Source organism: Aeromonas sp. LsrichE-8G (genome assembly GCF_022869435.1).
GTDB lineage: Bacteria > Pseudomonadota > Gammaproteobacteria > Enterobacterales > Aeromonadaceae > Aeromonas > Aeromonas caviae.
Genome location: NZ_JALIHH010000032.1, coordinates 61354 through 74278 on the forward strand (window position 1 = coordinate 61354; position 12925 = coordinate 74278).

12 protein-coding genes are annotated in these 12925 nt (G+C 65.8%); 1 reads left to right on the plus strand and 11 read right to left on the minus strand.

All coding sequences use genetic code 11. From position 1 onward, the window contains the following. Nucleotides 1-18 precede the first annotated feature (18 nt). Together MUW49_RS06900 and MUW49_RS06905 are read right to left on the minus strand one after the other, a co-directional pair. Entirely contained in the window at nt 19-366 is a 348-nt protein-coding gene (locus MUW49_RS06900; protein ID WP_029314779.1) for a DUF2541 family protein, read from the minus strand. A 206-nt stretch (nt 367-572) separates the two neighbouring features. Beyond that, nucleotides 573-1328, minus strand: coding sequence for a DNA/RNA non-specific endonuclease (locus MUW49_RS06905; protein ID WP_111896736.1), 756 nt, complete (start codon nt 1326-1328; stop codon nt 573-575). A gap of 643 nt (nt 1329-1971) precedes the next feature. Between MUW49_RS06905 and MUW49_RS06910 the strand changes: the two genes are divergently transcribed. Beyond that, entirely contained in the window at nt 1972-2697 is a 726-nt protein-coding gene (locus MUW49_RS06910) for a carbonic anhydrase (RefSeq protein ID WP_109113145.1), read from the plus strand. A gap of 73 nt (nt 2698-2770) precedes the next feature. On the opposite strand, the gene MUW49_RS06915 is transcribed toward MUW49_RS06910, so the two are convergent. From MUW49_RS06915 to cobA, 9 genes are all read right to left on the minus strand, one after another. Further along, entirely contained in the window at nt 2771-3679 is a 909-nt protein-coding gene (locus MUW49_RS06915) for a pseudouridine-5'-phosphate glycosidase (RefSeq protein WP_161470691.1), read from the minus strand. Next, nucleotides 3673-4764 (minus strand): PfkB family carbohydrate kinase, encoded by a 1092-nt coding sequence (locus MUW49_RS06920; RefSeq protein ID WP_042014421.1) that lies wholly within the window; start codon nt 4762-4764, stop codon nt 3673-3675. Before MUW49_RS06920 ends, MUW49_RS06915 begins: the two co-directional genes overlap by 7 nt. Before the next feature lie 144 nt (nt 4765-4908). Next, nucleotides 4909-5262, minus strand: coding sequence for a nitrite reductase small subunit NirD (gene nirD, locus MUW49_RS06925; RefSeq protein ID WP_048208634.1), 354 nt, complete (start codon nt 5260-5262; stop codon nt 4909-4911). Between the two features lie 47 nt (nt 5263-5309). Further along, on the minus strand, nt 5310-7883 hold the full coding sequence (gene nirB / locus MUW49_RS06930) for a nitrite reductase large subunit NirB (protein WP_244812562.1): 2574 nt from the start codon (nt 7881-7883) through the stop codon (nt 5310-5312). Between the two features lie 26 nt (nt 7884-7909). Further along, a complete protein-coding gene (locus MUW49_RS06935) occupies nt 7910-8731 on the minus strand; it encodes an ABC transporter ATP-binding protein (RefSeq protein WP_010675449.1) in 822 nt (273 codons plus the stop codon). Nucleotides 8732-8762: 31 nt separating this feature from the next. Continuing rightward, nucleotides 8763-9722, minus strand: a complete 960-nt coding sequence (locus MUW49_RS06940; protein ID WP_128342978.1) for an ABC transporter permease — start codon at nt 9720-9722, stop codon at nt 8763-8765. 14 nt (nt 9723-9736) lie between these two features. Beyond that, nucleotides 9737-11092, minus strand: a complete 1356-nt coding sequence (locus tag MUW49_RS06945) for a CmpA/NrtA family ABC transporter substrate-binding protein (RefSeq protein ID WP_244812564.1) — start codon at nt 11090-11092, stop codon at nt 9737-9739. Between the two features lie 343 nt (nt 11093-11435). Then, nucleotides 11436-12020, minus strand: coding sequence for an ANTAR domain-containing protein (locus MUW49_RS06950; RefSeq protein WP_010675452.1), 585 nt, complete (start codon nt 12018-12020; stop codon nt 11436-11438). Between the two features lie 125 nt (nt 12021-12145). Next, nucleotides 12146-12904 carry a uroporphyrinogen-III C-methyltransferase gene (gene cobA / locus MUW49_RS06955; RefSeq protein ID WP_010675453.1) on the minus strand — a complete coding sequence of 253 codons (759 nt, stop codon included), beginning with the start codon at nt 12902-12904 and terminating at the stop codon, nt 12146-12148. Nucleotides 12905-12925 lie beyond the last annotated feature (21 nt).

Here is a 12925-nt window from a genome sequence, read left to right on the forward strand (position 1 = left end):
ATTTCCCCCGCCCTTTGCTCATTTGCGCCCGTACACCTTGACCCCCGCCCTGCTCCCTTCCGAATTGCCGTACACCTCGATGCGCTTGATGCAGAGTCGGCTGCCGAGGGATTGCCACCCCGACTCCTGATCCTCTCTCAACACCTTGTCGAAATAGAGGGTCTTGCTGCGATCGTTGCCGTAGAACACCTTGACCCGCTCCAGGGTCAACTCCCGCCCTGCCTTGACCATGATGGATTTGGTCGGTCGGCAGGCGAGCATGGGAATGATGGCGGGATGATCGCCGACCCCGAGCAGAATGGTCTGCCCCAAGCGGATATCCTCGTCGGCCATGGCGGGGGGAACAGCAGCCCCCAGCAGCGCCATGGGTACGCAGATGCGCAACGGGCGGGCAAGAGTGGACAAGGAGTAAAGGGAAAACAGCGCTGACATGATGCCTCCTGAAAAAGGAGTCATGATAAGGGCCCGATGCCAGACCCAAGCTGTACTGGCCCTGTACCAGGGGCCATGGCAATGGCCGGAGGCCGTGTGGGTAACGGGGGCCTGGGCCCCCGTTACCCCTGCCGGACGCGCTAACCGCCCCACATGGCCGACAGCCGCGACTCCATGGCCTCTTCCTGCTCATCCGGCAGCTCGGTGAAGAAGTCGAGTCCGGTCTGCTCCTCCACCTCATCCACCGTCACCACATAGTCCGCCAGCCGACTGGCCGAGACGTTCTCTTGCGGCAGGATGAAGGCGATGGCCCGCTTGCCCGCCAGATCCATCACCACCCGGTAGTAGGCGTGGGGCACGGTCACGCCGTTGCCGATGGCGCCATCGGAGTGGGTGAAGATGGGGCCGGTGATCACCTGCACGCTCTTGTAGGTGATGGCCCACTGCCGGGTCTTCTCCTCCAGGATGCGCCAGGCCCCCTGGTTGAGCGCCGGCAGTTGCGGGGTCATGTTGGTCAGCAGGAAGCTCTGCTTCATGGTGTTGGCGGTGGAGCGCATGTCCGCCGCCGGCGCCTGGTGGCCGCGGTCATAGCCCGAGCCCTTGTAGTCCGACAGGGTGGCGCGAAACTGCACCGGCACCTCCTTGTCCTCGGCGAAGGCATCCTTGCGCGGCACCTGGCCCTGGGCGCTGGCGGCCGTCATCCGGTAAGAGACCCAGTCAGAGACCTTGGTGTCGTAGTTGTACCCGGCGGCATAGCCCTCCCGGCACAACAGCTGACTGGATTGACCGGGTACCCCCAGGGTGACGTGCTCCCCGCACTGGAATCCCGCCGCCAGGCTCGGGAAGGTGGTGAGAGCGAATCCGATAGCCAGAACTAATTTATTGATATTATTCATTATTATGCCACTCCTTGTGTTAGGCGGAGTGATTTGACACCAGGTCGGATGAGTAAGGCAATCGCACAAATAGCGAGCAATCCGGAAATGTGAAGAGGACGGCAAAACCGCAAACAAGGCGCCGCCAACCGGGGGATTGTCATCCCGCCGTCACTGTGCTGAGGGGGGAATTTCTCCAGCACTATCAGAGAGATAAGGGGTCAACACCGAGGCACTCTGTCAGCGCAGCGCCCGGCTCCCGCCACGCACGCCCCTGGCCGGGTCAGGGAATATCGAAAAAATCCCAACGAAATAAGGGATCCTCAAGCCCGATAATTAGTCCGCGCTTGTTTGCTCGAGATCAAACGGAGCCATGAAAAGCCCTCTAGAATCAGCCCGTCATCTATTTGGGGCGCCATGAAAGGGGGCCGTTCATTGCGAAAATGCCCGCAGGATTTCTCCTTCATGAATAAGCGTGCCCCGTTGCCGGAATACATCATGACGTAGCCTCATGCCACGCTTCAAATAACGATGACGACAGACTTTTCATAACAATTAATCCGGTCTGGCACCGCGTACCCTGCGTTTCCAACGATGCCATTCCTGGCCTTCCTGCCGGAAGGCCAGGAATGGTCGTGCTTTTCAATCAGGATAAGGATGCATGATGAAAAAGTCCCTGCTGGCTGGCGCCCTGCTGCTCTGCCCTGCCGCCTTTGCCGCCACCACACACTGGGAATACAGCGGCGAGGCCGGCCCGGCGAAATGGGCCAGCCTGACCCCGGAATATGGCCAGTGTGCCGGCAGCAACCAGTCGCCGGTCAACCTCTCGGGTCTGGTGAAGGCCGATCTGGCCCCCCTGCAGTTCCACTATCAGGCGGGTGGCAAGACGCTGGTCAACAACGGCCACACGGTGCAGGTCAACTATGCCCCCGGCAGCACCCTTGAGCTCGACGGCATGCACTTCGAACTCAAGCAGTTCCACTTCCACGCCCCCAGCGAAAACCTCATCGAGGGCAAGTCCTACCCCCTGGAGGGTCACCTGGTCCATGCCAATGACAAGGGGGAGCTGGCGGTGGTCGCCGTGATGTTCGAGCCGGGCCAGGCCAATGGGGCCCTGAGCCAGGCCTGGCAGGTGCTGCCAGCCAAGGCGGGGGAGATCCATGCCTTCAAGGAACCCATCTCGGCAGAGCAACTGCTGCCCGCCCAGCACGACTACTACCGCTTCAGCGGGTCCCTGACCACCCCACCCTGCTCGGAAGGAGTGCGCTGGCTGGTGATGAAGGAGCCGGTCCAGGCCAGCCAGGCCCAGATCGATGCCTTCAAGGCGGTGATGCACCACCCCAACAACCGCCCCGTCCAGCCTCTCAACGGGCGACTGGTGCTGGAATAAGGGGGTTATCTCACCGATTCGCGCAATAAAAAGAGGGCCTGTTGGCCCTCTTTTGCATCTTTCGCAAAGGTGTTTACAGGCTGGCAGCGATGCGTGCCCCCAGCGCGGCGTTGTTCAGCACCAGCTGGATATTGGCCGCCAGAGAGTTGCCACCGGTCAGCTCGCACACCCGGGCCAGCAGGAAGGGGGTCGACGCCTTGCCCTTCACCCCCTGCTCGTCCGCCTCACGCAGTGCCTGGGCAATGGCGGCGTCGATGTCAGCCTTGGGCATGGCAAACTGGGTCGGAATCGGGTTGGCCACCACGGCGCCCCCGGCCAGCCCCAGCTCCCACTTCAGACGCAGCGCCTCGGCGATGGCCGCCGGGCTCTCCAGGCGGTAATCCACCTTGAAGCCGCTCTCCCGGGTGTAGAAGGCGGGCAGCTCCTCGGTCTGGTAGCCGATCACCGGCACCCCCTGAGTCTCCAGGTACTCCAGGGTCAGACCGATGTCGAGGATCGACTTGGCGCCGGCGCAAACCACGGCCACCGGGGTCTGGGCGAATTCCTGCAGGTCAGCGGAGATGTCGAAGGTCTCCTGGGCGCCGCGATGCACGCCGCCGATGCCGCCGGTGGCGAACACCCGGATCCCGGCCATGGCGGCCACTATCATGGTGGAGGCCACCGTGGTCGCCCCCAGCTCCTTGTTGGCCAGCACGAAGGGGATGTCGCGGCGGCTGCACTTGGTGGCGGCATGACCGGCCCGGCCCAGCGCCTCCAGGGCCCCCGCATCCAGACCCACCTTGAGGCGGCCATCGATGATGGCGATGGTGGCCGGCACGGCGCCGTTGTCCCGCACCACCTGCTCCACCTGGCGCGCCGTCTCCACGTTCTGCGGATAGGGCATGCCGTGGGAGATGATGGTGGACTCCAGGGCCACCACCGGCTTGCCGGCAGCCAGCGCGGCGGCAACTTCAGGTTGGATATCGAGGTAAGCGTTCAACATGGGTACTCCTCCAGCATGCGTTCAACGGCGGCCTTGGATAGGCCGGAAAAGACGGTATCGGAACAATTGACGGTGAGGGCGGCGCAACCGAGGGCGAACCGGGTTGTCTCCATGATGCCCTGCTCCTGCAACCAGGCGTGGGCCAGCCCTGCCATGAAGGCATCACCGCCACCGGTCACGTTGACGACCGGGCTGCCGAGCACGGGCAGATGGCCCTGGCAGGCCCCGTCGCTATAGAAGATCCCCTGATCGCCGAGGCTCAGGAAGAGTCGCTGCACCCCGGCGCGGTGGAACCAGGCCGCCGCCATGGGCCAGGTGTCGGGCCCGCCGATGGTGAAGCCGCACAGTTGCTCCGCCTCGGTGCGATTGGGTTTGAGGGTGTGGATGCGGTGCAGCCAGGGGCGGATCTTCTCCACCTTGGCCACCGACACGGTGTCCACGAAGATGATGTGCTCCCCCTGGCGCTCGAACAGCCAGTCCAGGGTGTGGGTGGCGAGGTTGGTGTCGAGCACCCAGAGCCGGGCCGCACCGAGAAAACCGCTCAGGGGGGTGAGCCGGGCCGGGGTGAGCTGCTCGATGATCCCCATGTCGTTGACGGCGCAGCTCATCTCGCCGCTGCCATCGTGCAGGCTGAGATAGCAGGAGGTCGATTGACCCTCCAGTACCAGCACCTGGCGCACATCGACCCCGGCGCGCTGGCTCACCTCCAGCAGGTGGTGGCCGTATTGATCGTTGCCCACCGCAGTCAGCAGGCGAGTATCGGTGCCAAGGCGCGCCAGGTTCTCGGCGATGTTGCGCCCCACCCCGCCGGCGGAGGTGCGTACCCGACCCGGGTTGGAATCCCCGATGCGCAGGTTGTCGTGGCTACAGCCGCAGATATCCATGTTGGCGCCGCCGATCACCACGGCGTAGGGGCCTTCGCGCAGCACATAGCCGCGCCCCTGCACATAGCCCTGGCGCATCAGGCTGGAGATGTGGCTCGCCAGCGCGGAGCGGCTGATGCCGAGCCTGTCCGCCAGCTCCTGCTGGGCAATCATGGGATCCTGGCGCAGCAGGGCGAGGATCTCTTGCTCACGTTCCGTCATAGACAAACATCCAATTGCAAACGTTTGTCCATTATTTCCGAAAAACGTTTTCCCGCCATCCTCTCGTACAAGAAATGTCGGGTCGCGCACAAAAAATCACCGGGCAGTGCCCGGCGATCACAACATGGTTTTCAGATGGGCCACTCAGCCCAGCTGTACCCAGACCTCGCTCCCCTCCAGCCGCACCGGCCAGCAGGCGACGCTCAGGGCAGGATCGTCCAGACAGCGACCGTCCATCAGGGCGTAGCGCTGCTTGTACAGCGGCGAGGCCACCACGGGCTCCCCACCGGCATCCCCCACCAGGCCACGCCCCAGCACCGCGACGCCGGCCAGGGGGTCCACCCCGTCCAGGGCATAGACATGCTCCCCGAGGCGAAACAGCGCCAGTACCCGCCCTTCCAGCCAGGCGCTGCGCCCGGCCTGCTCCGGCAGCGCCGCCAGCTCGCACACCCGGTGCCACTGCCCGCAGAGCTGTGCATCGTCCTTGTCATCTTTCATACCACCTCCTTGATACTGATGGCGGGCGTGCAACCCGTTGCCCCCGCTCATACCACCTCCTTGACAGCGATATCCGGCACCCATTGCCCCCGCTCCTCACGGCGCGGCGGCGTCTCGTCCTCGGGCCGGTTGACGAAGGCCTCGAACAGCTTGAGCTTGTCCGGATCCGCCAATGTGCTCTTCCACTCGCACTGCCAGGTGCCGACTATCCCCTCCATCATGGCCTCCAGCTCGGCACCGATGCCGAGCCTGTCCTCGATGATCACCGACCTGAGATAGTCGAGCCCCCCTTCCATGTTCTCCATCCAGACCGAGGTGCGTTGCAGCCTGTCCCCGGTGCGCACGTAGAACATCAGCAGCCGGTCGATGTAGCGGATCAGGGTCTGCTCGTCGAGATCCGTGGCAAAGAGGTCGGCGTGGCGCGGCCGCATGCCGCCGTTGCCGCACACATAGAGGTTCCAGCCCCGCTCGGTGGCGATGACGCCGATGTCCTTGCTCTGGGCCTCGGCGCACTCCCGGGTGCAGCCTGAGACCGCAAACTTCAGCTTGTGTGGTGCCCGCAGCCCCTTGTAGCGGTGTTCCAGGGTCTGGGTCAGGGTCATGGAGTCCTGCACCCCGTAGCGACACCAGGTGGACCCCACACAGGACTTCACGGTGCGCACCGACTTGCCGTAGGCCTGACCGGTCTCGAAGCCCGCCGCCACCAGCTCGCCCCAGATGGCGGGCAGCTGGTCGACCCGGGCGCCGAAGAGATCGATGCGCTGGCCGCCGGTGATCTTGGTGTAGAGGCTGTACTTGCGCGCCACTTCGCCGATGGTGATGAGCCCCTCCGGGGTGATCTCCCCCCCCGGGATGCGCGGCACCACCGAATAGGTGCCGTCCTTTTGCAGGTTCGCAAGGAAGGCGTCGTTGGTATCCTGCAACGCGCGGTGGGGCTTCTCCAGCACGTGCTCGTTCCAGAGGGACGCCAGGATGGAGGCCACCGTCGGCTTGCAGATGTCGCACCCCAGCCCCTGGCCGTGCTTGTCCCGCAGCGCCTCGAAGCTCTTCAGCTCGCCCACCCGGGCCAGGTGATAGAGCTCCTGACGGCCGTAGGCAAAGTGCTCGCACAACCCCTTGTCCGCCTCGACGCCAAGGTCCGCCAGGGTCTGATCCACCACCTGCTTGAGCAGGTTGCTGCAACCGCCGCAACCCGTGCCGGCCTTGGTACAGCTCTTCACCGCCGACAGCTCGTGATTGCCCGCCCGAACGGCGGCCACCACGTCCCCCTTGCTCACGTTGTGGCAAGAGCAGAGGATGGCGCTGTCCGGCAGCACCAGGGGCGCGGGAGCGGCCCCTGCCTCCCCCACCAGCAGGGAGAGCGGCGGCTGGGGCAGCGCCACCCCGTTCTGGTAGTACTGCAGCAGCCGCTCGTAATCGGCCCCGTCCCCCACCAGGATGGCGCCGAGCAGGCGATTGCCCTCGCCGTCGGTCACCAGCTTCTTGTAGATGCCCTTGACCCTGTCCAGCAGCAGCAGCTCCTGGGCGCCGGCGGTGCTGGCGTGGGCATCGCCGATGGAGCCCACGTCCACCCCCATCAGCTTGAGCTTGGTGGACATGTCGGCCCCGATAAAGCGGGTCTCGCCGCCACACAGGCTGGCCACGGCGGCCCGGGCCATCTGGTAGCCGGGGGCCACCAGGCCGAAGATGCGGCCCTGCCAGAGCGCGCACTCGCCGATGGCGAGGATGGCGGGATCCGAACTGTGGCAGCCGTCGTCGATGCAGATGCCGCCGCGCTCCCCGACCTCCAGCCCGGATTGCCGGGCCAGGGTATCGGCGGGGCGGATCCCCGCCGAGAACAGCAGCACGTCGGTCTCAATGTGAGTGCCGTCCTTGAAACGCAGGCGATGACGGGCCTGCTCCCCCTGCTCGATGCACTCGGTGGCTTTCTCCACCAGCACCTCGACCCCGAGGGCCTGGATCTTGTCCCGCAGCACGGCGCCGCCGCTCTCGTCGAGCTGTACCGGCATCAGCCTAGGGGCGAACTCCACCACCTGGGTCTTGAGGCCTAGCAGGCGCAGGGCGTTGGCCGCCTCCAGCCCCAGCAGGCCGCCACCGATGACCACGCCGCTGCGGGCCTGGGCGCAGGCATCGCGGATGGCGGCAAGATCTCCCAGGGTGCGGTAGACGAAGCAGCCCTCCCGCTGATGGCCGGGGATAGGGGGCACGAAGGGGACAGAGCCGGTCGCCAGCACCAAACGGTCGTAAGGGAACCGCTCGCCGTTGGCCAGCGTCAGGGTGCGGGCCGCCCGGTCGAGCACCTCCACCTCGGCCCCCAGCCGCAGCGTTATGCCGTGCTCTTCATACCAGGCGGGATCCGCCATGCGCAGGGCCTGGGGCGCCTTGCCGCCGAATACCTCGGAGAGGTGCACCCTGTCGTAGGCGGGGTCCGGCTCGGCGCCAAATACCGTCACCTCGAACCGGCTCAGGCCATCGGCCGCCACCAGCTGTTCGACGAAGTGGTGACCCACCATACCGTTGCCCACCACCAGCAGACGTTGCTTTTCAGCGGATCCGGCGCTCTGGCGATCGATCAGGTCCACGTCGTCACCGATCACCCACTGTTGCTCTTTGTCAGTCATATCTCTCTTCCTTGAATCCGGTGGGCTCAGGCGCGCAGCTTGCTGCGCACCTGCCCGGCTGCCTTGAGGGGGGTCACCTTGCGTTGCTTCTCGTAGAGGAAGCGCAGCACCTGCTGACGCAGCTTGTGGTAGTGGGGATCGTCCGCCAGGGCGACCCTGTCTCTGGGCCTTGGCAGGTCCACGGTCAGGATCTCCCCGACGGTAGCGCTGGGGCCATTGGTCATCATGACGATGCGATCAGAGAGCAGCACCGCCTCGTCCACGTCGTGGGTGATCATGATGACGGTGTTGCCAAGCTCCGCCTGGATCGCCATCAGCGCGTCCTGCAAATGGGCCCGGGTCAGGGCATCGAGGGCGCCGAACGGCTCGTCCATCAGCAGCACCTTGGGGGAGAGCGAGAGGGCGCGGGCGATGCCGACCCGCTGCTTCATCCCCCCCGACAGCTCGTGGGGCATCTTCTGGCTGGCGTGATCCATCTGCACCAGGGAGAGGTAGTAGTCCACCCGCTCCGCCACCGCCCGCTTGTCAGACTCCACCTGGGCCACCGCCAGCGCCACGTTCTGCTGGACGCTGAGCCAGGGCAGCAGGGCGTGGTTCTGGAACACCATGGCCCGCTCGGGCCCCGGGCCCGCCACCTCGCGACCATCGAGAATGATGCCCCCCAGGGTCGGCTCCAGCAGCCCGGCCACCAGGTTGAGGACGGTGCTCTTGCCGCAGCCCGAGTGACCGATGAGGGAGACAAACTCCCCCTTCTCGATGCGCAGGTTGACCCGGCTCAAGGCCTCGAAGCTGCCCTGCTCCGTCTCGAACGAGATGCCGACGTCGCTTATCTCCAGATAACTCTTCATTGGCTCTTCTCCTGCCTGAATAGAAATGTGATTAACGCAGCACCTGGCGCTTGTCCCAGGACAACCACTGCTGCAGGGCCAGCATGCCCCTGTCCAGGGCGCAGCCGATGAGGCCTATGGTGATCACCGCCACCATGATGCGGGCCAGAGACGCAGAGCCGCCGCTCTGGAACTCGTCCCACACGAACTTGCCGAGCCCCGGGTTCTGGGCCAGCATCTCCGCCGCGATCAGCACCATCCAGGCCACCCCCAGGGAGAGCCGCAGCCCGGTGAAGATCATGGGCAGGGCCCCTGGCAGCACGATGCGCCGCACATGGGTCACAAAGGAGAGGCGCAGCACCCGGCTGACGTTGTGCAGATCCCGGTCCAGCCCCGCCACCCCCACCGCCGTGTTGATCAGGGTCGGCCAGAGGGAGCAGAGGGTCACCGTCAGGGCCGAGGTGAGGAAGGACTTGGCAAGCCAGGGGGCGGGATTGGCGTAGAGGGCGCTCACCACCAGGGTGATGAGGGGCAGCCAGGCCAGGGGGGAGACCGGCTTGAGCAGCTGGATCACCGGGTTGGCGGCGCGATAGAGCCCCTGATTCATGCCGAGCAGCACCCCGCACGGAATGGCGATCAGAGTCGCCAGCGCGAAGCCGCACAGCACGGTGAGCAGGCTGGTGGCTATCTGATCGAAAAAGGTTGGACGTCCTGTGTAGGGACGCAGCTTCACCTCGGCCGCCGGATCCGCCGCCAGTCGCTCGGCGTTGCGCACCTGCTGGCGTTCGAGGAAGGCCGCCGCCTTCTCCCGCTCCTGCAGATGCTCCTGCCCGAGGGACCAGAGCTGGCTGGCGGTGGCGAGCGGCCCCGGCAGGGTGCCCAGACTGGTCTGCACCTGGCTCGCTCCCCACTGCCAGAGGCCGAGGAACAGCAGCACGCCGAGCAGGGGCTGCACCATGATTTTCCAGTTGATGGTTTTTAAATGGATGAGGGGCCATGTGTGTCGTTTCATCGGGATCTCCTTGCTCATTGCACCCGCTCATCGCCCTTGAGGCCGATGGCGAACTGTTGCAGGTAGGCGTTGGGGTGGCGGCCGTCGTAGATGAGGCCGTCGATGAAGCCATCCTGGGGGCCGCGATAGCCCTGCTCGCTGGCAAAGTCGGGGAAGTCACTGGCCTTGAACTTGCCCTCGGCGATCAGCGCCTCGGCGGCCTGGCGATAGACCTCTGGCTGGTAGACGGCCTTGGCCACCTGCTCGAACCAGGCGTCCGGTCTGGCTTCGGGGATCTGGCCCCAGCGCCGCATCTGGGTCAGGTACCAGATGGCGTCGGAGTAGTAGGGATAGGTGGCGTGGTGGCGGAAGAAGACGTTGAAATCCGGCACCTGGCGCTTGTCCCCCCTGGCGTACTCGAAGGTGCCCGTCATGGAGCTGGCGATCACCTGCTCGTCCGCCCCCACGTACTCGGGTTTGGCCAGCAGCTTGGCCGCCGCGCGCCGGTTGCCGTTGTCGTCTGCATCTAGCCACCAGGCCGCCCGCAGCAGCGCCTTCACCAGCCGCACATGGGTGTTGGGGTGACGCTCGGACCACTGCCGGGTGACGCCGAACACCTTCTCCGGGTTGTTGCGCCAGATCTCGTTATCCGTGATGACGGGCACCCCTATGCCCCTGGCGACCGCCTGCTGGTTCCAGGGCTCCCCCACGCTGTAGCCGGCGATGGTCCCCGCCTCCAGGGTGGCGGGCATCTGGGGGGACGGCGTCACCGACAGCAGCACGTCCGCCTGGCGCTGGCCCGAGTTGTCGCCGAGCCGGGGTGCATAGAAACCGGGGTGCAGGCCGCCTGCCGCCAGCCAGTACCTCAGCTCGTAGTTGTGGGGGGAGACGGGGAAGACCATCCCCATGTTGAAGGGCTTGCCCCCCTGGCGATACTCCGCCACCACGGGCTTGAGGGCGGCGGCGCTCACCGGGGGCGGCACCTGGCCCGCCTGCGGCCTGGGCAACTGGGGCGCCATGGCGGCCCAGACGCTGTTGGCCACCGTGATGGCGTTGCCGTTGAGATCCATGGCAAACGCCGTCACCAGCTCGGCCTGGGTGCCGATGCCGATGTGGGCCGCCAGGGGCTGGCCCGCCAGCATCTGGGCGCCGTCCAGCTCGCCGTCTATTACCCGATCCAGCAGGATCTTCCAGTTCGCCTGGGCTTCGAGGGTGACGTAGAGTCCCTCATCCTCGAAATAGCCACGCTCGTAGGCCACCGCTAGCGGCGCCATGTCGGTCAGCTTGATGAAGCCGAGCCTGAGCTCCTCCTGCTCCGGGGCTCCCAGTGCCAGCACCGGCAGCGACAACGCCGCCAGCAGCAGCCCCGCACATCCTTGTCGTCCGTTCATTGCATCTCCTCCCTCGGTTCCGGGTCAGGGCCATGGCGCCAGGCTGCCTGGAATCGCAGTGCCACCTCGTTGCAGCGCTGCGACCCAAGGTGCGTCGCGACCAAAAAAAGCCCCGCCGATCCGGGATCGGCGGGGCTTCTTTGCCCTGTTGCGGGTGAGTGGCCTGACCGGCCCCTCACTGCGCATCATTACTTCATTGCTATCGTGTTTTTGTTATTCACTTTCCGTGCCAGCTCGTCCAGGGTGCATCAGGCGGCCCTTTGCGGCCTGTGGAGCCCTGATCCTCCCTCAAATTTGCCTCAATTAGGCGCAGTTGCACCAAAACGGTTGGCCACGGGAGCGCTCAGGCGGGCAAAGCCTGCAGCAGTTGCCGCGCCAGCTCACCCAGGCTCAGGTGACGGCTCATGGCGGTGCTGCGCATCAGGCGATAGGCCTCGTCCTCGTCCAGCCCCTGATGGCGCATCAGGCGTCCCTTGGCCTGCTCGATGAGCCGCCTATCCTCCAGCTTCTGGCGCAGCTCGCTCTCGGTCTGCATCAGGGCCTGCACCATGGCGAGCTGACTGCGGGCCAGACGCAGCCACTGCTCCACCGGCTCACGCTCGCCGCAAGGGTGGGGCACCAGCAACACCCCCTGCTGCAACAGGGCGAGCTGGGTATCGCCCCCCAGCCGCTCGCAGAACAAGAGCCGCGGCATGTCGGGCCAAAGGGAGAGGCCAAGGCGTACCTCGGCGCTGAACTGGCGGCAACTGACGAGCAGGGCATCCCCCCTCTGCGTCGGAGTCAGCAACTGGCGGGTATCGAGGATCCCGGGCTGATGGCCGTAGTGACTGACCAGCAGGGCCAGGCGGTTCGCCTGGCCCGGGTCATCGGCGTGGATCAACAGCCGGGAAGCGGGGCCGTCCTGGCCCCGGGTGGAAAAAGTGGTCATGGCGCTCCTTGCCGGCGACGATCGCGTTCTGTCTGGCGAAAATGCCGCAACATGAAGGCCAACTCTTTGAATCTACCTCCTTTTTATCTATCAGGAGGTAGTGGGGGTAGAGGGAAAATCGCCCCTCAGGCGACCCGTTCCAGGGCCTCCGTCAGCAGCCCCTGCAGCTCGGCGCGCAGCCGCACTACCTCCCCCATGATGATCAGCACCGGGCTCTGGCCCAGCAGGGCACGGGCGGCCTGCTCCAGGCCATCGAGCGTGGCCTCGTGCACCTGCTGGCGGGGGCTGCAGCCAGCCACCACCAGGGCCACCGGCAGCGCGCCCGGAGCCCCCGCCCTCAACATCCCTTCCCGAATGCGGGCCGCCCGCTCCAGCCCCATGTAGAACACCAGGGTGTGGCCCGCCCGGGTCAACCCCTGCCAGCCCTGATAGTCGCGCTCGTCCATCAGGTGCCCCGTCACCAGGGTCAGGGAGCGGGCCAGCCCCCTGTGGGTCAGGGGAATGAAGCTGCTGGCGGCGCACCCCAGGGCCGCCGTGATCCCCGGCACCAGCTCGGCCTCAATGCCGTGCCGGGCCAGGTGCAGCGCCTCCTCGCCACCGCGCCCGAACACCAGGGGATCCCCTCCCTTGAGGCGCACCACCCGCTTGCCCGTGCGGGCCAGGGCCAGCAGCAGGGCGTTGATCTCCTCCTGGGTCGGGCTCGGTTCACCACAGCGTTTGCCCACGTCGAAGCGGGCCGCCCCGTGGGGAATGCGGGCCAGGATCTCGCTCCCCACCAGGCGGTCATAGACCACGACCTCTGCCGCCTCCAGACGGTGCAGGGCGCGCAGGGTCAACAATTCGAGGGGCCCGGGGCCCGCTCCCACCAGACTGATTTGGCTCATCTCAGGCTCCTTGTGTCCTGG